Raw genomic sequence first — 19,432 nt, forward strand, 5'->3', positions numbered from 1 at the left:
AGTTCCGAAGAAATTCCGGGCGCCCCGGTCACGGAGCGACCGAAGCTCAGCGCTTGTCGAGGTCGACGAGGCCCAGCCGAGCGGCCTTCAGCAAACGACGCGGCACCTTGTGCTGGGCGCCGGCGACGGTCACGTTGACCAGTCCGGTGGCCTCGGTCTTCCACTGCGCGCGGCGGCTACGGGTGTTCGCGCGCGACATCCTGCGCTTGGGCACAGCCATGACGTGCATCTCCTTGCTTGTGTGGTCCGCCGCGCGAAAAGAGCACACGACGCGGCGACGATTGCGATACAGAATAGCCCGCGAGCAGCGTCGGCTCCAAAACGCGCCGGCCTGACCGGCTAGCGGCGACTCTCCGCCCAGCCCACCAGGGTGGCCGGGACCATCACGGCGAGCACCCCGAGCACGCCGATGCCCAGGCAGATCATGGCAGGCCGGCCGTCGCTGATCAGCCAGACCCCGCCTACCGCGACCACCGCGCTCATCACCGCACCCAGCGCCAGCAGCTTGTGCCCACCGACGCCGGCGCGCCGGCGGGCAGGCGAGTTCCAGCGGGACCGGTCGCCGTCGCGGAAGTTCTCCACCAGCGAGGCCAGACCGAACACGGCGAACAATGCCCCGGCCCACGTCGTCGAACCTCGACTGAACTCGACCGCCGGACTGACCAGCATGCCGACCCCGGCACCGACCCACACCACGCCCGCGATCAACATCAGCGTCCGGAATGCCATGCGGCCAGTCTCGGTGGCGCCCGGGGCGGCAGCAATTCACCCTTGACTCGGTACCGCGGGTCCCGGGTAACCTACCGGTTGGTTGGACGACGGGAGAATGTGTGACTGTGCTGGTTCCGCAGGTCCGTATCGGGAACTGTTCGGGCTTCTACGGTGACCGGCTGTCGGCCATGCGGGAAATGCTCACCGGCGGCGAGCTCGACTATCTCACCGGGGACTACCTGGCCGAGCTCACCATGCTGATTCTCGGCCGGGATCGGATGAAGAACCCCGACCGCGGATACGCGAAGACCTTCTTGATCCAGCTCGAAGAGTGCCTGGGCCTGGCGCTGGAGAAGAAGGTACGCATCGTCGCCAACGCCGGCGGCCTGAACCCGGCCGGCCTGGCCGCGGCCGTGCGGACCCTCGCGAAGCGGCTGGGCCTGTCCGTCGATGTCGCATACGTCGAGGGTGACGACCTGCTGTCCAGGGCCGCCGACCTGGGCCTCGGCAGCCCCCTGACCGCCAATGCGTACCTGGGCGCGTGGGGCATCGCCGACTGTCTGCACTCCGGCGCCGACGTGGTGGTGACCGGCCGGGTCACCGACGCTTCGGTGATCGTCGGCCCCGCCGCGGCCCACTTCGGTTGGGACCGTGCCGATTACGACCGGTTGGCCGGAGCCGTGGTCGCCGGACATGTCATCGAGTGCGGGGTGCAGGCCAGCGGCGGGAACTTCGCGTTCTTCGGTGACGTGCCCGACCTGCTCCATCCGGGCTTCCCGCTGGCCGAGATCTACGCCGACGGCACCTCGGTGATCACCAAACACCCCGGCACAGGTGGGCTGGTCAGCGTCGACACCGTCACCGCGCAGCTGCTCTACGAGGTCACCGGCGCGCGATACGCCAACCCGGACGTGACGGCGCGCCTGGACCGCGTGGAGCTCACCGATGACGGGCCGGACCGGGTGCGCATCAGCGGTGTGACGGGCGAAGCCCCTCCCCCGACCTACAAAGTGTCACTCAACAGCATCGGCGGTCACCGCAACGCCATGACCTTCGTGCTCACCGGGCTGGACATCGAGGCCAAAGCGATGTTGGTGCAGCGACAGCTGGGCGCGGCGCTGACCACCACCCCGGCCGAACTGGAGTGGACGCTGGCCCGGACCGACCACCCCGACGCCGACACCGAGGAAGCCGCCAGCGCCCTGCTGCACTGCGTGGTCCGCGACCCCGACGCCACCGTTGTGGGCCGCCAGTTCTCCAGTGCGGCAGTCGAACTCGCCCTGGCGAGCTATCCCGGCTTCCATGTGACGGCACCCCCGGGCGACGGACAGGTGTACGGCGTGTTCACACCCGCCTATGTTGATGCCGGCGCGGTCGCCCACACCGCGGTGCACGCCGACGGCACCCGCGTCGCGATCGTCCCCGCCTCCGAGACCCTCCCGTTGACCCCGGCCGCGGAGCCGGAGTTGCCGTCTCCCCTGCCCCACGGTTCGACCCGCCGTGCACCGCTGGGCACCGTCGCCGGGGCCCGCAGCGGCGACAAAGGCGGCTCGGCCAATGTCGGGGTGTGGGTGCGCACCGAGGATCAATGGCGTTGGCTGGCACACCTTCTCACCGTCGAGAAGCTCAAGCAACTGCTGCCCGAAACGGTCGCACTCGATGTCACCCGGCACCTGCTGCCCAATCTGCGGGCCGTCAACTTCGTGATCGACGGCCTGCTCGGGCAGGGCGTCGCCTATCAGGCCAGGTTCGATCCGCAGGCCAAAGGCCTCGGGGAATGGCTCCGCAGCCGTTACGTCGACATCCCGGAGGACTTTCTGTCGTGAGTACCTGGAACACCCCCGAGCGTGAGCAGCTCCGCAAGACAGTTCGCGGTTTCGTCGACCGGGAGATCACCCCGCACATCGAGGAATGGGAGCGGGCCGGCGAGCTGCCGCGCGACCTGCACCGCAAGGCGGCCGACGCGGGCCTGCTGGGCGCTCCTTTCCCCGAACACGTCGGGGGTGGCGGCGGTGACGGCGCCGATGCCGTGGTGATCTGCGAGGAGATGCACGAAGCCGGCTCGCCCGGCGGAGTTTTCGCATCGCTGTTCACCTGCGGTATCGCGGTGCCGCACATGGTGGCCTCCGGGGATCGGCGGCTCATCGAGCAGTTCGTCGTCCCCACCCTGGCCGGCCAGAAGATCGGGGCGCTGGCCATCACCGAGCCCGGTGGCGGCTCCGACGTCGGACACCTGACCACCAGCGCGGTCCGCGACGGGGAGTTTTACATCGTCAACGGCGCCAAGACCTACATCACTTCCGGGGTGCGCGCCGATTACGTGGTGACCGCGGTGCGCACCGGCGGTCCCGGCGCCGCCGGCGTCTCGCTGCTGGTGGTCGAGAAGGGCACCCCGGGTTTCGAGGTCAGCCGCAAGCTGGACAAGATGGGGTGGCGCTCCTCCGACACCGCCGAACTGTCGTACACCGATGTGCGGGTTCCCGCCGCGAATCTGGTGGGCCCGGAGAACTCCGGCTTCCTGCAGATCGCCGGGGCATTCGTCTCCGAGCGCATCGGCCTTGCCGCCCAGGCCTATTCGAGCGCACAGCGCTGCCTGGATCTGACCGTGCAGTGGTGCCGCGACCGGGAGACGTTCGGGCGTCCGCTGATCTCGCGGCAGTCGGTACAGAACACCCTGGCCGAGATGGCCAGGCGCATCGATGTGGCCCGGGTGTATTCGCGCCATGTCGTCGAACAACAGCTCAACGGCAACCCGAATCTGATCACCGAAGTGTGTTTCGCCAAGAACACCGCGGTCGAAGCCGGTGAGTGGGTGGCGCATCAGGCGGTGCAACTGTTCGGCGGCATGGGGTACATGGCCGAGTCCGAAGTCGAACGGCAGTATCGCGACATGCGGATCCTGGGGATCGGCGGCGGAACCACCGAAATCCTCACCGGCCTGGCCGCCAAGACACTTGGATATCAGTCATGACTTCGCCGCCTCCTCCTCATCGCTCCTGCGCTGCTGCCCGACTCCTCAGCGGCTCGTCCCTCGCCGCATCGTCGTTCGGGCGCGTCGCTCTGCATCGTCGGCGGCGCTCATGACCGCGCTGCAGTCCACCCTCGACCCCACGTCCCCGGCCTTCACGGAAGCCGCCGACGCGATGGCCGTCAAACTCGCCGAACTGAACGGTGAGCTGGAGAAGGCGCTCGCCGGTGGCGGCGAGAAGTACGTGCAGCGCCACCACGGTCGCGGCAAGCTCACCCCGCGGGAACGCATCGAACTGCTGGTGGACGAGGATTCACCGTTCCTGGAGCTGTGCCCGCTGGCCGGGTACGGCAGTCACTACCAGGTGGGCGCCAGCCTGGTCATCGGCATCGGCGTCGTCGAAGGTGTCGAATGCATGATCGTCGCCAACGACCCCACGGTCAAGGGTGGCACCAGCAACCCCTGGACCATCCGGAAGTTGTTCCGGGCCAATCAGATCGCGCTGGAGAACCGGCTCCCGGTCATCTCACTGGTGGAGTCCGGCGGCGCCGACCTGACCACCCAGAAAGACATCTTCATTCCGGGTGGCCGTCAGTTCCGTGACCTGACCCGGTTGTCGGCGGCGGGCATCCCGACGATCGCGCTGGTGTTCGGCAATTCCACGGCGGGCGGCGCCTACATCCCGGGTATGTCGGACCACGTGGTGATGATCAAGGAGCGGTCCAAGGTGTTCCTGGCGGGCCCGCCACTGGTCAAGATGGCCACCGGCGAGGAATCCGACGACGAGTCGCTCGGTGGCGCCGAGATGCATGCTCGCACATCGGGTTTGGCCGACTATCTGGCCGTGGACGAATCCGATGCGCTGCGTCTGGGCCGTCGCATCGTGGCACGGCTCAACTGGCGCAAGCGCGGGCCCGCACCGGGCCCGGTCACCGAGCCGCTGTTCGACGCAGCCGAGCTGGTGGGCATCGTGCCCGCCGATCTGCGTGTTCCGTTCGATCCCCGCGACGTCATCGCCCGGGTGGTCGACGGCTCCGATTTCGACGAGTTCAAACCGCTCTACGGCAGCTCGCTGGTCACCGGCTGGGCGCGGGTGTACGGATATCCGATCGGCATCCTGGCCAACGCGCGCGGGGTGCTGTTCAGCGAGGAGTCGCAGAAAGCCACCCAGTTCATCCAACTGGCCAATCGCAGCGACACCCCATTGCTGTTCCTGCACAACACTACTGGCTACATGGTGGGCAGAGCCTATGAGGAACGCGGCATGATCAAACACGGCTCGATGATGATCAACGCCGTGTCCAACTCGACGGTGCCGCACATCTCGCTGCTGATCGGGGCGTCCTACGGTGCGGGTCACTACGGCATGTGCGGGCGCGCCTACGACCCGAGGTTCTTGTTCGCCTGGCCCAGCGCCAAATCCGCGGTGATGGGTGGGGCCCAGCTCTCGGGCGTGTTGTCGATTGTCAACCGAGCCGCCGCCCAGGCCCGCGGCCAGGAGTATGACGAGGCCGCCGACGCCGCGATGCGCGCGGCGGTGGAAGGACAGATCGAGGCCGAGTCACTGCCGATGGTGCTGTCGGGGATGCTCTACGACGACGGGGTGATCGACCCGCGAGACACTCGCACGGTGCTCGGGATGAGCCTGTCCGCCATCGCCAATGGCCCGATCGAGGGGACGTCGAACTTCGGCGTCTTCAGAATGTAGGGAACGTGATCGCACGAGTTCTGGTGGCCAACCGCGGCGAGATCGCCCGGCGGGTCTTCGCCACCTGCCGGCGCCTCGGCCTGGAGACGGTGGCCGTCTACACCGATCCCGACGCCGACTCCCCGCACGTCGCCGAAGCCGATGTGCGTGTCCGGCTGCACACCAGCTACCTCGACGCCGCGGCCATCATCGCCGCGGCCACCGCTTCCGGAGCCGACGCGATCCACCCCGGCTACGGATTCCTCTCGGAGAACGCCGATTTCGCCGACGACGTGCTGGCCGCGGGACTCATCTGGATCGGCCCGCCGGTGTCCGCGGTGCGGTCGATGGGCTCGAAGATCGAGTCCAAGAAGATCATGGCCGCCGCCGGGGTGCCGGTGCTCGACGAGCTGGACGCCGATGCGGTGACCCAGGCACAGCTGCCCGTTCTGGTGAAGGCGTCCGCCGGAGGCGGCGGACGCGGTATGCGGGTGGTCACCGAACTCGGCGAGCTGGCCGAAGCGGTGAACGCAGCCCAGCGTGAGGCGCAGTCCGCCTTCGGTGATCCGGCGGTGTTCTGCGAACGTTATCTGCCGACCGGGCACCACATCGAGGTCCAGGTGATGGCCGACCAGCACGGCACGGTGTGGGCGGTCGGCGAGCGTGAGTGCTCCATCCAGAGGCGTCATCAGAAGATCATCGAAGAGGCCCCGTCGCCGTTGGTGGAACGCACTCCGGGTATGCGGGCCGAGTTGTTCGACGCGGCCCGCAAAGCCGCGGGCGCCATCGGCTACACCGGCGCCGGCACAGTGGAATTCCTCGCTGTCTCGGACACCGACGGGTCCACCGAATTCTTCTTCCTCGAGATGAACACCCGGCTGCAGGTCGAGCATCCGGTCACCGAGGCCACCACCGGACTTGACCTGGTGCAGCTGCAGCTCGCCGTCGCCGACGGCGCCCGGCTCGACCCGGAACCCCCTGCGACATACGGACATTCGATCGAGGCCCGACTCTACGCCGAGGACCCCGCCAAGGCCTGGCTCCCGCACTCCGGCACCATCCACCACTTCGAGGTGCCCACCGCACGAACCGCGTTCAGCAGTACCGGCGGCACCGAGATCCGGCTGGACTCCGGCATCGTCGACGGCTCTTCGGTATCCATCCACTATGACCCGATGGTGGCCAAGGTGATCTCCTGCGCACCCACCCGCACGCAGGCGGCCCGGCTGCTGGCCACCGCCTTGACCCGCACCCGCCTGCACGGTGTGCGGACCAACCGCGACCTACTGGTGAATGTGCTGCGGCACCCGGCGTTTCTCGACGGCGCCACCGATACCTCGTTCTTCGACACCCACGGGCTGGCCGCGCTGGCGGCTCCGTTGGTGGACTCCCGGGGAGCCCGGCTCTCGGCCGTCGCCGCTGCCCTTGCCGACGCCGCACACAACCGGGCGGCAGCGCCGGTGCTGGCCTCGGCACCCAGTGGCTGGCGCAACCTGCCCTCGGGCAACCAGGTCAAGACCTACCGGACGCCCAGCGGCGAGGAACGCGTGGAGTACCGCGTCACCCGCGGCGAGATGACACTGCCCGGCGACGACGGTATCGGGGTGCGCACAGCGAGCCCTGATCAAGTGGTGCTGACCGACGCCGGCGGCGTCGAGATCCCGTTCGATGTCCGCCGGTACGGCGCCGACGTCTTCGTCGACTCGGCCTTGGGGTCGGTGCATGTGGTGGCGGTGCCGCGGTTCGTCGAACCGGGTTCCAGCACCGCCGCGGGCTCGCTGGTGGCCCCGATGCCCGGCGTCGTGGTGCGGGTGGGCGCCGAAGCCGGCGCATCGGTCACCCGAGGTCAGCCGTTGGTGTGGCTGGAAGCCATGAAGATGGAGCACACCATCGCCGCCCCCGCCGACGGCGTGCTGACCGAACTAAAGGCAAGAGCGGGCGATCAGGTCGAGGTCGGCCAGGTGCTGGCCGTGTTGAACACCGAGGGAGAGCAATGACAGGCTTTGTCGAGGGCTTCATAGAGGGCCCGGAGCGCACGGCGCTGCGCAAGTCGGTGGCCGCGTTCGCGGCCGACTACGGGCAGGACTACTACCTGGAGAAAGCCCGCGCCGGCCAGCACACCGACGAGTTGTGGCGTGAGGCGGGCAAGCTCGGGTTCATCGGAGTGAACCTCCCTTTAGAGTACGGCGGCGGCGGGGCGGGCATGTACGAACTGAGCCTGGTCATGGAGGAGATGGCCGCCGCCGGGTCGGCACTGCTGATGATGGTGGTATCGCCCGCCATCAACGGCACCATCATCTCCAAATTCGGGACCGACGAGCAGAAGCAGCGGTGGATCCCCGGCATCGCCGACGGCACCATCACCATGGCCTTCGCCATCACCGAACCCGACGCCGGTTCCAACTCGCACAGAATCACCACCACCGCGCGCCGCGACGGCAGCGACTGGATCCTCAGCGGCCAGAAGGTGTACATCTCCGGTGTCGACCAGGCCCAGGCCGTCCTGGTGGTCGGTCGCACCGAGGACCACAAGACGGGCAACCTCAAACCCGCGCTGTTCGTGGTGCCCACCGACACTGCCGGGTTGAGCTACACCAAGATCGACATGGAGATCGTCAGCCCCGAGTTCCAGTTCCAGCTGTTCCTCGACGAGGTGCGGCTGCCTGCCGACGCCCTGGTGGGCTCGGAGGACGCCGCGATCGCGCAACTGTTCGCCGGGCTGAACCCCGAGCGGATCATGGGCGCGGCAAGCGCGGTCGGGATGGGCCGCTTCGCACTGGCCAAGGCCACCGAGTACGTCAAGACCCGCCAGGTCTGGAAGACACCCATCGGCGCGCACCAGGGGATCTCACATCCGTTGGCGCAGAACCACATCGAGGTGGAGCTGGCGAAGTTGATGATGCAGAAGGCCGCCTCGCTCTACGACGCCGGTGACGATTTCGGGGCGGCCGAGGCCGCCAACATGGCGAAGTACGCCGCGGGTGAGGCCTCGGTGCGCGCCGTCGACCAGGCGGTGCAGTCACTCGGCGGCAACGGGTTGACCAAGGAGTACGGGGTCGCCTCGATCCTCACCGCCTCCCGACTGGCGCGTATCGCACCGGTGAGCCGCGAGATGATCCTCAACTTCGTCGCACAGACATCACTCGGCCTCCCCCGCTCCTACTGATGACCGGCCCCCTCGTTGCCTACCGGGTCCAGTCCGGCGCCGCGTACCTGACCCTGGACTCACCGCACAACCGCAATGCGCTGTCGACCGCGTTGGTGGGGCAGTTGCACGAAGGCCTGCGCAAGGCGACCGCCGATCCGCAGGCGCGTGTCGTGGTGCTCGGTCACACCGGTGGCACCTTCTGCGCGGGCGCGGATCTGAGCGAGGGTTCGACGGGTGATGCCAGAGCGCAGGCCGTCGCGCGCGCCACCGAGATGGCGACGCTGCTGCGCGCGATCGTCGAATGCCCGCTGCCGGTGATCGGGGCGGTCGACGGGCATGTGCGGGCCGGCGGTCTCGGATTGGTGGGCGCCTGCGACATCGTGGTGGCGGGACCGCGCAGCACCTTCGCGCTGACGGAGGCCCGCATCGGTGTGGCACCGGCGATCATCTCTATGACGCTGCTCCCGAAGATGTCTGCGCGCGCCGCGGGTCGCTACTACCTCACCGGTGAGACGTTCACCGCAACCACGGCCGCCGAGGTCGGGCTGGTGACCGTGGCCGCCGACGATGCCGCGGCGGCGGTCGGTGGGTTCGTCACGGAATTGTCGAAAGCGTCACCCCAAGGGCTGGCTGCGTCAAAAGCGCTGACCACAGCGGCGGTGCTGGCCGGTTTCGACGCCGATGCCGAACGGCTGAGCCAAGATTCGGCGGCGTTGTTCGTCAGTGACGAGGCCAGGGAGGGGATGCTGGCTTTCCTCGAGAAGCGCCCGCCGCGATGGGCATTGCCGAGCTGACGGTGTATCGATTTCGCCGCCCACCTTTGCGGTTGACAACGATCGTCGTAGGCTCGTGCCTGATGAGCAATTCAGCGCCGCGGGACTCATCGTTGCGAGCCGCAGACAACGGTCGGATCCAAGAAGACCGGGTCCAGGTTGCGCAACTGCTGACCGATGCCGCGGCGCAGGGCACGCTGAATCTCGCCGAGTTCGAGGACCGGCTCGCGCGGGCGTACGCCGCCACGTCCTACGAAGAGCTCGAGCTGCTGTCGGCGGACCTGCCGGGGATCGCCAACACCCGCCGGGGCGCGTGCAAGCCCGCGCCCTCGACGGTCCTGCTGGCCATCATGAGTGGTTTCGAACGGCGCGGCCGCTGGAATGTCCCGCGGAAACTGACCACCTTCACACTGTGGGGCGGCGGTGTGGTCGATCTTCGTTATGCGGACTTCACCTCGGCCGAGGTGGACATCCGCGCGTATTCGGTCATGGGCGGGCAGACAATCCTGCTTCCCCCCGAGGTCAACGTCACCGTCCGCGGCACCGGCCTGATGGGCGCGTTCGACCACAATGTCGGGGAAGCCGGCACTCCCGGCGCACCCCAGATCACCATCACCGGTTTCTCGCTGTGGGGCAGCGTGGGCATCAAACGCAAGAAACGCCGCCCCCCGGCCAACGAACTCACCGCCTGAGACGAGAGTCCTCAGAGCGGCTGTCGCGCTGCCGGTCCGGCCGTCACGCGCAGTCAGCGCAGGTCAGGGTGTCCGGCACGGCCAGTCGGCTGCGGTGGTACACCAAAAAGCAGCTCGAACACGTGAACTCGTCGGCCTGCTTGGGGATGATCTTGACCACCAGTTCTTCCCCGGACAGATCCGCACCGGGCAGCTCGAACAGCTCCGCGAACTCGCTGGGGTCGTCATCGACGGCGGCGTCACCGTGCACCGTCAGCCCGGAGGCCACCTCCTGGATCGGATCCGCCGGGGTGTCTTCGACGTCTCGGCGGCGCGGTGCGTCGTAGTCGGTAATGGTTGCCATCGTCCCTCTTTCAGCCGGTGAGCGGGCGTTGACGCACCACACCGTCGTCAACGTGCGATCGGTGTTACCCACCTTTGCGCCGATCCACACCACCAATCCGAGAAAATTTCTGCGCACACCGAATGCACTGTCCCACAACGATTTTCGCAGTCGCTCCGAATTGGCCGTGCCGCCGCGGACTAGTCACGCGGCGGCACAGTCATTACAGTGCGTACCCACTGACGTCCAGAGACAACGGTGCACCCGAACTCTTAACCGGCGCGAAACGGGTCAGGCGTTGTTCAGCAGCGCACGGAACTCCGCGTGCTCGGCATAGCAGTCGATCCACGCTGCCACCTTGTCGGTGTAGTCCTCCGACAACGGGTGCTTCTCCCGCATCACCGCGGTGAGCACGTCCCGGATCACGATCGTGAACTCGCCGACTCCGAGGTTGACGAACGCCATGTCACGTTCGGCTTGTGTCATCGCCGCCCGGTGTTCGTCCACCAGATCCCACGCCAGATCGGCTTCGTTCGGTCGTCGCTTCATAACTAGGGCGTGGGGTCGATCCCGAGGTTCTCGAGCGCGGCGTCCAGGGTGGGGCACATGTTGATGGCCTCGGCGAGCCCGATCAGGGTCAGGGGTCGGCTGGTCGCCGGCCCGTCGGCGACGACGGCGAACTTGACGTCGTCGTCGAGTTCCCGGCGCACCAGCGCCAGCACGTTCATGCCGTGCGAGGCCAGGAAGTCGACGCCGGACAGGTCGACGATCACCGCCGACGGCTCTTTCTTCAGCACCTCCGACAATCGCTGCTCGAGATGCGGCGCGGTGATCATGTCGATGACGCCGGAGCAGCCGACGATGACGGTGGATCCCCACCAGTGTTCGGTCACCACACATTCCGGCAGGTCAGCGTGGCCGTCGAACTGGCCTTTGGAGTTGTTCACCGGATACCTCGCGGTCCATAGCTGGCTGGCTGGCTGCGCTCGACTCGCGGGCACGGGCTGAACCGGGCAAGCATGTGCGCGAAATGCACCACAAGCCTAGCTGCCAGGCGCGCATCACGGTAGCCCAGTCGAGTTCACCGGCGTTTGCGGGCCTTCAGATAGTCGCCCACCACGGCGGCACCGAGACCGTCGACGTCTGGCACCACCACGCGGCCCTGCACGCGGCGGGCCACCTGATCGATGAACCGGGCCAGGCCCGGATCGCTGCCCAGCCGGAAGATGGTGACCTGGGCGCCCAGACGCGCGACCTCGTCGAAACCCTTCACCGTGTGGGCGAGGGTCAGCTTGTGCGGCGGGTAATCAAAAAACACCTGCGGCCCACCCTCTGAGGCACCCCAGTTCTCCAGGTGCGCCGTCGGCTCCCCGTCGGTGACCACCAGCACCACCGGTTGCGCGTTGGGGTGACGGCGCAGGTGCCGGGAGGCCAGCGCCAGCGCGTGATGCAGGTTGGTGCCCTGCTCGTAGACGCCCTCGAGCCCGGTGAGTTCGGCGGCGGTGACCGTCCGCGCATAACGCCCGAACGCGATGATCTGCAACGCGTCGGACCGGAAGCGTGTACTCACCAGATGGTTGAGCGCCAACGCGGTGCGCTTCATGGGCAGCCACCGGTTCTCCATCACCATCGAGAACGAGGTGTCCACCAGCAGGGCCACCGCCGCCTGGGAACGGGTCTCGGTTTCGGAGACCTCGACGTCGTCGACGCTGATCTGGATGGGCCCGTCCTGCCGGTCGGCCACCGGGGTGCCCGCCCGTCGCAGCACGGCGTTGGTGAGCGTGCGCGTGACGTTCCACGGTTCGGTGTCACCGAAAGCCCATGGCCGGGTGGCGCCGGTGAGTTCGCCCGCCGCACCCGCGCGCCGAGTCTCACGCTCGCCGTGGCGGCCCGAAAGCTGTTGTGCGACATCGCGCAACGCCGCCTGGCCCAGTTGACGCATGGCCTTGGGTGAGAGCCGCCAGCGCCCGTCGGAGCTGCGATCCAGGAACCCCTGGTTCATCAGGGCCTTTTCCAGGTCGGCCAGGGTGCGGGCGTCGATGGCGGCGTCCTCCCCGAGCTGTTTGGCCAGCATGTCGAGGTCGACGTCCTCCATCGAGGCACCGGCGTAACTCTGGGACAGCTGCTCGGCGAGCTGTTCGAGCTCGGCGATATCGGCCAGCGCCTGGGCGCCCTCCCCCATGCCGAGCGGTTGATCACCCGAGAAGTTCTCCGAGCCGTCCCAGTCCTCGCCCGGGCGTGCCGACTGCAGATGCGCGTCGAGCCGGTTGAGCGCGTTCATCAGTGATGGCGACCCGAACGCGTTCTGCGCCAGCGCATCGAGTTCGGCGCGCTGATCGGCGCTCAGGCTGTTGCGGAAGCGTTGGGCCGCCGCCGATCGTTTGGCCAGCGAGTCGAGCAACTCGTCGATGTTGCGCGGGTTCTCCGGGAAGAAGTCGCCGTGCTTGTTCATGAAATCGTCAAAGTCCTGCTGGGTGGCCTGGCCCTGGGCGTTCTTGTCCAGCAGGTCGTTGAGGTCGTCGAGCATGTCGTTGACGCGCTGACGGTCTTCGTCGGTGGCGTTCTCCAGCGCCTGCTTCATCCCGGCGAACCGCTGGTCGAGCATCTCGCGGCCCAGCAGATCGCGGATCTGGTCGTACTTCTGCCGGGCCTCGTCGGAGCGCCAGTTGTAATCGGCCAGCTCCTCGACCGCCTTGGCCGGCGACGGGGACAGCGACTCGAGTTGCAGTTCGCCGAACCTGGCGTCGTCGTCGAGGGCCCGCGCCAGCTCCTTGCGCTCGGCCAGCACCGCCTCGTCGAGCAGCTTCTTGACTTCCTGCAGGGTGCCGTCGAGGTTGTTGCGCTGCAACAGCTGACGGCGTTTGCGGTGGGCTTCGGCGGCCAGTTTGTCGGCGCCGGGCAGATTCCTGGTGCCACGGCGCAACAGCTCGGACAGGGCCCGCCGCGGCGAGGTGCCCTCCATGACGTCCTGCCCGATCTGCTCCAGCGCGTCGCGCAGATCCACCGGCGGCGCCAGCGGATCCGGCCCACCGGTATATCGCGAGTACCGCGAGGTGTGGCTGGCTCTAGCCATAAATGGTTTCGCCCTCTCCGGACACTTTGTCGATCCGCTTCGCCAGATACAGCGCTTCGAGTGCCAACTCGACAGCCGCGGCCCGCTCACCGTCGGATTCCGCGTTCAGCCGCTCGGCGATGGCATCGATCACCGGCAGCTCCGGCAACGCCGCCAGCACGTCCTTGGCCGACACCCGCTCGCCCGTCGTCACCGGCTGGTCGGCTTCCACGGCGGCCACCAGGGGGCCCACGTCCAGGCCACCGAGAACCCGCTGTGCGGTTTCGGCGGTCGCGCGGCGCAGCAGATGCTCGAGAACTGCCTGCTCGCGCCCCTCCTCACCCGCTTCGAATTCCAGCTTGCCGCGCAGCACGTCGACGATGGTGCTCAGGTCCACGACGCGGGCCACGGGGTCCGGCTCGCCCAGGATCGCCGAGCGGTGCCGGGCCGAGGCGGCCACCGTCTCGGCCGCTGCGATCGCGAAGCGGGCCGACACACCCGACCGTTGATCCACCGACGTCGATTCGCGCAGCAGCCGGGCGAACCGGCCGATGATCTGCAGCAGATGATCGGGCACTTCGGCCGACAGGTGTGCTTCCTGCGAGATCACCCCGACCTCGGCGTCGAGTTCCTGCGGGTAGTGCGTGCGGATCTCCGCACCGAACCGGTCTTTGAGCGGGGTGATGATGCGGCCGCGGTTGGTGTAGTCCTCAGGGTTCGCGCTGGCCACCACCAGGACGTCCAAGGGCAGCCGCAGGGTGTAACCGCGAACCTGGATATCGCGCTCCTCCATCACGTTGAGCATCGCCACCTGGATGCGCTCGGCGAGGTCGGGCAGCTCGTTGACGGCGACGACGCCGCGGTGCGCACGTGGGATGAGTCCGTAGGCGATGGTCTCGGGATCGCCCAGGCTGCGGCCTTCGGCCACCTTCACCGGGTCGATGTCGCCCACGAGGTCGGCGACGCTGGTGTCCGGGGTGGCGAGTTTCTCGGTGTAGCGCTCGCTGCGGTGCCGCCATGTGATGGGCAGGTCTTCGCCGGATTCGGCGACGCGCCGCACTGATTCGGGGGTGATCGGTGAATAGGGATGCTCGCCCAGTTCGGAGCCGGCGATCACCGGAGTCCACTCGTCGAGCAACCCGATGAGCGAGCGCAGCAGACGGGTCTTTCCCTGACCGCGCTCACCCAGCAGAACGAAGTCGTGCCCGGCGATGAGGGCCCGTTCCACCTGGGGCAAGACGGTGTCCTCGAACCCGACGATGCCGGGCCACACCGTCTCGGCGGTGTCGCCCGCAGCCAGCCGTGCCAGCAGGTTCTCGCGGATTTCCTGCTTCACACCGCGCTCCTGATGGCCGGAGGCGCGCAGCTCGCCGAGGGTGCGGGGCAGATCGTTAGGTGATGTCACGACCTCCACGCTACGACGGTCACCGACATCAGGCAGCCGGTCCCTGCTCTCAGCGAAAAGTTCGGCGCGCGGGAATAACCCCGGAGAACGGTCAGCCGGCGGTCGGGGCCAGCATCTGGAAGCCGCCCAGAATCTGTTCGGTGTCGTCCTGATAGACGGGATCTGCCGGGTTGTCGGTCTGGGTGGTGACCGTCGCGGCATAGGTCCGGTCATCGGTGTGCATGACCGCGATCAGGACCTGCGCGGGTAACTCGCCGACGGGTTCGATCGGCGGGGTGAGGTAGTTGATGACCTCGGCGGGCAAGCCGCACAGGGTGGTTTCGGTGACGGTGACTTCGGTGGCGCCGAAACCGCTTTCCAGCGATTCGCGTTGCTGCTCGAAGACCACCGACGGGTCCTCGATGCCGGGCTTGCTTTCCAGGGTGACGACCACGGTGGGCGCAAAATCGTCGCTGGCGAGCGCGACATTGCTCATCGTGTACCGGAACAGGTCGTCGTCGAGTTCGGAGAACCGTTCCCAGCCGTCGGGCTGCGGGATGCGCAGCACCGGCTCACCCTCGTCGAGCGGTTCGACGTCCGACAGCGGGGCGTCGACCGGCGTGCAGTCGCTGCCGTCCGAGCCGGTCGCCAGTCCGGGACCCGACAACAGCTCCTCGGACGCCACCGGCTCGGCGTCGACATAGCGGGTGCACGACACGGTGAGCGCCATCGGCACCGCTGCCACCAACAGAACCGCCGTCATCCGTGCTGTCACGACAGTGACATTAGTCGGCTCACTCGGCGGCGGGGCCGTCACCGTTGAGGTATGCACTGTTTCCCCAAGCCCGAGCTCCTTCACCTGGCTCGTCCCTCACCAGCCTCGGACTCGGGCCCCACCCCAAGCCAGAGCTCCTTCACCTGGCTCGTCCCTCACCAGCCTCGGACTCGGGCCCCACCCCAAGCCAGAGCTCCTTCACCTGGCTCGTCCCTCACCAGCCTCGGACTCGGGCTCAGTGCGCGAAATGCCGTGCGCCGGTGAGGTACAACGTGATGCCGGCCTTGGCGGCCGCTTCGGTCACCTGATCGTCGCGCACCGAGCCACCCGGGTGCACGATCGCGCGCACGCCGGCGGCGGTCAGCACCTCGAGACCGTCGGGGAACGGGAAGAACGCATCGGAGGACGCGACGGCGCCCTGCACGCGGTCGCCACCGCGCTCGACGGCCAACCGGGCCGCGTCGACCCGGTTCACCTGTCCCATACCGACACCCACAGTGGCGCCGTCCTTGGCCACCACGATGGCGTTGGACTTCACCGCCCGGCATGCCCGCCATGCGAACACCAGATTGCTCAAGGTGTCCGGATCGGCGGGCTCCCCGGTCGCGAGCACCCAGTTGGCCGGGTCGTCGCCCGGCGCGTCGAGCTCGTCGCGCTGCTGCACCAGCAAGCCGCCGCTGACCTGACGGAACTCGGTGGCCCCGGGCTGGGGCTCCGAGGCCACCAGCACACGGATGTTCTTCTTGCGCGCCAGGATCTCGACCGCACCGTCCTCATAGGCGGGCGCGACGATGACCTCGGTGAAGATGTCGGCGACGGTCTCGGCCATCTCCACGCTGACCGCGGTGTTGGTGGCGATCACCCCGCCGAAGGCGCTCAGCGGGTCACACTCGTGGGCCTTGCGGTGCGCGTCGGCCACCGAGACCGAGGAGATCGCGATGCCGCAGGGATTGGCGTGCTTGATGATCGCCACGCAGATGTCCTCGTGGTCGAACGCCGCCCGCCAGGCCGCGTCGGCATCGGTGAAGTTGTTGTAGGACATCTCTTTACCGTGCAACTGCTCGGCCTGCGCCAAACCCGGCCAGGCTGCGTCGTCGGTGTACAGCGCCGCCTGCTGATGCGGATTCTCGCCGTAGCGCAGCACCGCGGAGCGGCGCCACGTCCCGCCGAACCACGCGGGCAGCTTCTGGGCGGGTTCCTCCCGGGCCAGGACATCACCCATCCACGACGCCACGGCGACGTCGTATTCGGCGGTGTGCCGGAAAGCCAACGACGCCAGTATCTTCCGTTCCGCCAGGGTGAAGCCACCGTCCCGGACCGCAGCCAGCACCCCGTCATAACCGAGCGGGTCCACCACCACGGCGACGCTGGGATGGTTCTTGGCCGCGGCCCGCACCATCGACGGGCCGCCGATGTCGATCTGCTCGACACATTCGTCCTCGCCGGCGCCGGAGGCGACCGTCTCGGTGAACGGGTAGAGGTTGACCACGACGAGTTCGAAAGCCGCGACGCCGAGTTCCTCCAGGGCCGCGGCGTGCTCGGGCTTGCGCAGGTCGGCGAGGATCCCGGCATGCACCCGGGGGTGCAACGTCTTGACCCGGCCGTCGAGCACCTCGGGGAAACCGGTGACATCCTCCACCGGGGTCACCGGAATACCTGCTGCGGCAATGGTTTTGGCAGTCGATCCGGTTGAGACGATATCGACACCCGCCTCGTGCAGACCATGAGCAAGATCGGTCAGGCCGGTCTTGTCGTACACGCTGATCAACGCACGCCGGATCGGCTTACGCTCGCTCATCCGATAACTGCCTTTCGTCCACTCCAGGTCACGCCGCGGGTAGCGAGCGCGGCCAGCACGTCCACCAGGAGACGTCGTTCGACCACCTTGATGCGTTCGTGCAAAGTCTGTTCATCGTCGTCGTCCTCGACGGTGACGGCTTCCTGCGCCAGCACGGGACCGGTGTCCATACCCGCGTCGACGAGGTGCACCGTGCAACCGGTCACCCGGACGCCGTACTCCAGGGCCGCGGGTACCGCGTGGGCACCGGGGAACGCGGGCAACAGCGCCGGGTGGGTGTTGACCACCCGGCCGGGAAAGCGCGTCAGGAACTGGTTGCCGAGGATCTTCATGAACCCCGCCGAGACCACGAAATCCGGTGAATGTGCCGCCGTCGCAGCCGTGATGGCGGCATCCCAGGTGGCCCGGTCCGGGTAATCCCGCAGGGGAACGGTGTAGGCGGGCACGCCGGCGTCCGCGGCGATCTCCGCGGCCCGGCACTCGCGGTCCACCCCGACGGCCACCACACGTGCCGGGTACTCCCCGACCGCCGCATCCAACAGCGACCTCAGCAGCGATCCGGTGCCCGAAGCCAGGACGACCAGCCGTGCCGGCGCGCTGGGTGGCACGTGGAGGGGTTGCTGCACGAAACGAGCTTAGTCGGTCCCACAGGTGGTGCCGTCAGCGCTTCCCGTCGTCGGCGGAGCCGTCGTTGTCGGCCTCGAGCAGGTCTTCGGCGTCGGGCAGGTCGGCCAGTGCTTCGTGATCGACCGGCGGTAGCGGGGGCACCGGTTCCGGCTCGGGCAGCGGGTCGGGTTCCGGCTCGGGATCGGGTTCAGCGGCCGGGGGCACCTGGGCGCCGTCGCTCGAGGGAGCCGGTGCGGGCAGGATCAGCGGCGCGGTCTGCGCCTCTGCCAGCACCTCGTCATCCGGCTCGCCCAACGCCTCGGGGGCGGCCGCCTCGGCTGCCGGTTTGACTCGTCTGGGCCGGCGCACCAGGCCGTTGGCCATCACGATCGTCACGCCGCCGACGACGAAGAACCACAGGAACGCCGCGGGCCCGAACGTCGCATGGTCCACGCCGACCGCACCGAAGTTGCCGAGCTGTCCGCCGCCGGCATAACCGAGCAGCGCCATCACACCGGCCGCCAGCAGCGACGCGGTCAGCAGCCGCACCAGGGCCGGCCCGAGCGGCAGAGGCGTGCGGGCACATTGCTGTCCCAAGGCGACGCCGGCGGCGGCACCGACGATCAGCAGGGCCACCCACACCGGCCCCAACGGCGGGGTCGGTGCCGCCGCCAGGATGGGGACCGCCGGGATGTCACCGCCGAAGACGGTGAACGAACTGAATGTCGCGAATCCGATGTGGGCGCTCGACCCGACCGCCATGGCCGCGGCGCCGACGATCACGTTGGGGGCGTACAACACCGACAGCACGGTCAGGCTCAACTGGCCGAAGGCTGATTCGGTGATGCCGAACAGGTCGTGCATGGTGCCCCAGTGCACCACCAGGGCGGCGGCGGTCACGGCCGCCGAGAGCCCGAACAGCGCCAGCACTCCGGCCGTCGCCGCGCGAACCGAACCTGCCATCCAGTCAGGCAGTGGGGACGTCGCGAGCGCCCGCCGCCCCACTTTCGAGCCCACGCCGATCACGGCGCCGATCCCGTGCAGCACCAGAACGTTGAGGAAGGCGTGGCCTGCGCTGGGCGTCTGCAACTGCGTCAGCACCGATGAGGCGTCGTGCACCACTGCCAACGCCAACGCCGCGACCAGCAGGGGTCCGCCGATGGCCGACGCCACGATCCACCGTGTGACAAACCACGACGAGCGCGCCGAGGTGGCTTGTGCGGTGGTGCGCGCGGTGCCCCACACCATCAGGAGTGCGGGTAAGAGCGGCATGACTCCGAGCACGCGGCCGCCGATCGAGATCGGCACCTGGTGTACCCCGAGCCACATGCTGGCGATGGCGCCGAACGCGCCGGTCATATCGCTGTTCGCGATCAGCAGCTGGACCAGCACCACCGCCGCGATGATGACCAGTGCGACCAGCGCTGGACCGAAAGCGACCCTGATCAGGTCACGTGTCTGGCGTGCCCCTGCCGTGCGATTGTCCTGCATTCACGTCAGATCCGCCGCACCTGGA

At 68.1% G+C, this 19,432-nt stretch carries 18 protein-coding genes; 7 read left to right on the top strand and 11 right to left on the bottom strand.

Annotation, left to right across the window (positions count from 1 at the left end; translation table 11 throughout):
• Positions 1-46 precede the first annotated feature (46 nt).
• The gene (rpmF, locus tag AC3A6P_RS12580; RefSeq protein ID WP_487691829.1) at positions 47-220 is read right to left on the bottom strand and encodes a 50S ribosomal protein L32; all 174 of its coding nucleotides are present in this window, start codon (positions 218-220) and stop codon (positions 47-49) included.
• Between the two features lie 119 nt (positions 221-339).
• A complete protein-coding gene (locus tag AC3A6P_RS12585) occupies positions 340-729 on the bottom strand; it encodes a hypothetical protein (RefSeq protein WP_487691830.1) in 390 nt (129 codons plus the stop codon).
• 110 nt (positions 730-839) lie between these two features.
• Between AC3A6P_RS12585 and AC3A6P_RS12590 the strand changes: the two genes are divergently transcribed.
• The 7 genes from AC3A6P_RS12590 to AC3A6P_RS12620 all read left to right on the top strand — a co-directional run bounded on the left by AC3A6P_RS12590 (position 840) and on the right by AC3A6P_RS12620 (position 9,979).
• The gene (locus AC3A6P_RS12590; RefSeq protein ID WP_487691965.1) at positions 840-2,537 is read left to right on the top strand and encodes an acyclic terpene utilization AtuA family protein; all 1,698 of its coding nucleotides are present in this window, start codon (positions 840-842) and stop codon (positions 2,535-2,537) included.
• Positions 2,534-3,682, top strand: coding sequence for an acyl-CoA dehydrogenase family protein (locus AC3A6P_RS12595; protein ID WP_487691831.1), 1,149 nt, complete (start codon positions 2,534-2,536; stop codon positions 3,680-3,682). The genes AC3A6P_RS12590 and AC3A6P_RS12595 overlap by 4 nt, the downstream gene beginning before the upstream one ends.
• A gap of 109 nt (positions 3,683-3,791) precedes the next feature.
• On the top strand, positions 3,792-5,387 hold the full coding sequence (locus AC3A6P_RS12600; protein ID WP_487691832.1) for an acyl-CoA carboxylase subunit beta: 1,596 nt from the start codon (positions 3,792-3,794) through the stop codon (positions 5,385-5,387).
• Between the two features lie 5 nt (positions 5,388-5,392).
• Complete coding sequence (locus AC3A6P_RS12605) at positions 5,393-7,363, top strand: acetyl/propionyl/methylcrotonyl-CoA carboxylase subunit alpha (RefSeq protein ID WP_487691833.1); 1,971 nt, start codon at positions 5,393-5,395, stop codon at positions 7,361-7,363.
• Complete coding sequence (locus AC3A6P_RS12610) at positions 7,360-8,532, top strand: acyl-CoA dehydrogenase family protein (RefSeq protein WP_487691834.1); 1,173 nt, start codon at positions 7,360-7,362, stop codon at positions 8,530-8,532. The genes AC3A6P_RS12605 and AC3A6P_RS12610 overlap by 4 nt, the downstream gene beginning before the upstream one ends.
• Positions 8,532-9,308 (top strand): enoyl-CoA hydratase family protein, encoded by a 777-nt coding sequence (locus AC3A6P_RS12615; protein WP_487691835.1) that lies wholly within the window; start codon positions 8,532-8,534, stop codon positions 9,306-9,308. Before AC3A6P_RS12610 ends, AC3A6P_RS12615 begins: the two co-directional genes overlap by 1 nt.
• Positions 9,309-9,370: 62 nt before the next feature.
• Complete coding sequence (locus tag AC3A6P_RS12620; protein ID WP_487691836.1) at positions 9,371-9,979, top strand: DUF1707 SHOCT-like domain-containing protein; 609 nt, start codon at positions 9,371-9,373, stop codon at positions 9,977-9,979.
• Positions 9,980-10,022: 43 nt separating this feature from the next.
• Here the strand turns inward: AC3A6P_RS12620 and AC3A6P_RS12625 are convergent, their stop codons facing one another.
• The 9 genes from AC3A6P_RS12625 to AC3A6P_RS12665 all read right to left on the bottom strand — a co-directional run bounded on the left by AC3A6P_RS12625 (position 10,023) and on the right by AC3A6P_RS12665 (position 19,407).
• The gene (locus AC3A6P_RS12625) at positions 10,023-10,322 is read right to left on the bottom strand and encodes a DUF4193 domain-containing protein (RefSeq protein WP_487691837.1); all 300 of its coding nucleotides are present in this window, start codon (positions 10,320-10,322) and stop codon (positions 10,023-10,025) included.
• A gap of 270 nt (positions 10,323-10,592) precedes the next feature.
• Entirely contained in the window at positions 10,593-10,850 is a 258-nt protein-coding gene (locus AC3A6P_RS12630; RefSeq protein ID WP_487691838.1) for a hypothetical protein, read from the bottom strand.
• Positions 10,851-10,852: 2 nt separating this feature from the next.
• Positions 10,853-11,248 (bottom strand): STAS domain-containing protein, encoded by a 396-nt coding sequence (locus tag AC3A6P_RS12635; protein ID WP_487691839.1) that lies wholly within the window; start codon positions 11,246-11,248, stop codon positions 10,853-10,855.
• A gap of 134 nt (positions 11,249-11,382) precedes the next feature.
• A complete protein-coding gene (locus AC3A6P_RS12640) occupies positions 11,383-13,374 on the bottom strand; it encodes a vWA domain-containing protein (RefSeq protein ID WP_487691840.1) in 1,992 nt (663 codons plus the stop codon).
• Positions 13,367-14,758, bottom strand: coding sequence for a sigma 54-interacting transcriptional regulator (locus AC3A6P_RS12645; protein WP_487691841.1), 1,392 nt, complete (start codon positions 14,756-14,758; stop codon positions 13,367-13,369). The genes AC3A6P_RS12640 and AC3A6P_RS12645 overlap by 8 nt, the downstream gene beginning before the upstream one ends.
• Positions 14,759-14,849: 91 nt before the next feature.
• A complete protein-coding gene (locus AC3A6P_RS12650; RefSeq protein ID WP_487691842.1) occupies positions 14,850-15,512 on the bottom strand; it encodes an LpqN/LpqT family lipoprotein in 663 nt (220 codons plus the stop codon).
• A 235-nt stretch (positions 15,513-15,747) separates the two neighbouring features.
• Positions 15,748-17,310, bottom strand: coding sequence for a bifunctional phosphoribosylaminoimidazolecarboxamide formyltransferase/IMP cyclohydrolase (gene purH, locus AC3A6P_RS12655; protein WP_487691844.1), 1,563 nt, complete (start codon positions 17,308-17,310; stop codon positions 15,748-15,750).
• Positions 17,307-17,936, bottom strand: a complete 630-nt coding sequence (purN, locus tag AC3A6P_RS12660; RefSeq protein ID WP_487691845.1) for a phosphoribosylglycinamide formyltransferase — start codon at positions 17,934-17,936, stop codon at positions 17,307-17,309. The genes purH and purN overlap by 4 nt, the downstream gene beginning before the upstream one ends.
• A 34-nt stretch (positions 17,937-17,970) precedes the next feature.
• Positions 17,971-19,407 carry a cell division protein PerM gene (locus tag AC3A6P_RS12665; protein WP_487691846.1) on the bottom strand — a complete coding sequence of 479 codons (1,437 nt, stop codon included), beginning with the start codon at positions 19,405-19,407 and terminating at the stop codon, positions 17,971-17,973.
• Positions 19,408-19,432: the final 25 nt, after the last annotated feature.

It is taken from the genome of Mycobacterium sp. Soil_C_30 (assembly GCF_057656995.1).

Coding starts and splice junctions, on each gene's coding strand:
- rpmF (WP_487691829.1), bottom strand. CDS start 220: ATGGCTGTGCCCAAGCGCAGGATGTCGCGCGCGAACACCCGTAGCCGC.
- AC3A6P_RS12600 (WP_487691832.1), top strand. CDS start 3,792: ATGACCGCGCTGCAGTCCACCCTCGACCCCACGTCCCCGGCCTTCACG.
- AC3A6P_RS12615 (WP_487691835.1), top strand. CDS start 8,532: ATGACCGGCCCCCTCGTTGCCTACCGGGTCCAGTCCGGCGCCGCGTAC.
- AC3A6P_RS12640 (WP_487691840.1), bottom strand. CDS start 13,374: ATGGCTAGAGCCAGCCACACCTCGCGGTACTCGCGATATACCGGTGGG.
- AC3A6P_RS12610 (WP_487691834.1), top strand. CDS start 7,360: ATGACAGGCTTTGTCGAGGGCTTCATAGAGGGCCCGGAGCGCACGGCG.
- AC3A6P_RS12630 (WP_487691838.1), bottom strand. CDS start 10,850: ATGAAGCGACGACCGAACGAAGCCGATCTGGCGTGGGATCTGGTGGAC.
- AC3A6P_RS12585 (WP_487691830.1), bottom strand. CDS start 729: ATGGCATTCCGGACGCTGATGTTGATCGCGGGCGTGGTGTGGGTCGGT.
- AC3A6P_RS12625 (WP_487691837.1), bottom strand. CDS start 10,322: ATGGCAACCATTACCGACTACGACGCACCGCGCCGCCGAGACGTCGAA.
- AC3A6P_RS12620 (WP_487691836.1), top strand. CDS start 9,371: ATGAGCAATTCAGCGCCGCGGGACTCATCGTTGCGAGCCGCAGACAAC.
- purH (WP_487691844.1), bottom strand. CDS start 17,310: ATGAGCGAGCGTAAGCCGATCCGGCGTGCGTTGATCAGCGTGTACGAC.
- AC3A6P_RS12665 (WP_487691846.1), bottom strand. CDS start 19,407: ATGCAGGACAATCGCACGGCAGGGGCACGCCAGACACGTGACCTGATC.